Raw genomic sequence first — 750 nt, 5'->3', positions numbered from 1 at the left:
GACTTCACCGAGTACCGCACCTGGCTCGAGGACCACGGGGTCGACTGCTCGTCGGTGCGGATCTCGCAGACCGCCCACACCGCCCGCTTCGTGTGCACCACCGACCTGGACATGGCGCAGATCGCCTCGTTCTACCCCGGTGCGATGTCGGAGGCCCGCGAGATCTCCATCGCCGACGTGGTGAGCAAGCACGGCGTCGACCTCGTGCTCGTCGGCGCGAACGATCCCGACGCGATGATCCGGCACACCGAGGAGTGCCGCCGGCTCGGCGTCCCGTTCGTCGCCGACCCGTCCCAGCAGCTCGCCCGCCTGGACGGGCAGCAGGCCGAGCAGCTCATAGACGGCGCCGAGTACCTGTTCACCAACGAGTACGAGTGGGGACTGCTGCTGCAGAAGACCGGTCTCACCGAGGACGAGGTGCAGGCGAAGGTCGGCATGCGCATCACCACCCTCGGCGGTGACGGTGCGAAGATCGTCGACCGCGACGGCAACCAGGTGCAGGTCGGTGTGGTGCCCGAGCGCGCCAAGGTCGACCCCACCGGTGTGGGCGACGCCTTCCGCGCCGGCTTCCTGCTCGGACACCGCTCCGGTCTGAGCATCGAACGGGCCGCGCAGCTGGGCTCGCTGGTCGCGGTGCACGTCCTCGAGACCACCGGCACGCAGGAGTGGAGCTTCGACCGCACCGACGCCCTCAAGCGTCTCGCCGACGCCTACGGCACCGCCGCCGCCGACGAGATCGGCGCGGTTCTC

1 protein-coding gene is annotated in these 750 nt (G+C 69.9%); it reads left to right on the top strand.

Annotation, left to right across the window (positions count from 1 at the left end):
• The coding region (locus ACLBYD_RS23560; protein WP_447818354.1) for a carbohydrate kinase family protein at positions 1 to 750 on the top strand (750 nt) is incomplete at both ends.

The organism is Rhodococcus sp. C26F (genome assembly GCF_053345925.1).
This window is presented reverse-complemented; position numbering and strand designations above follow the sequence as displayed.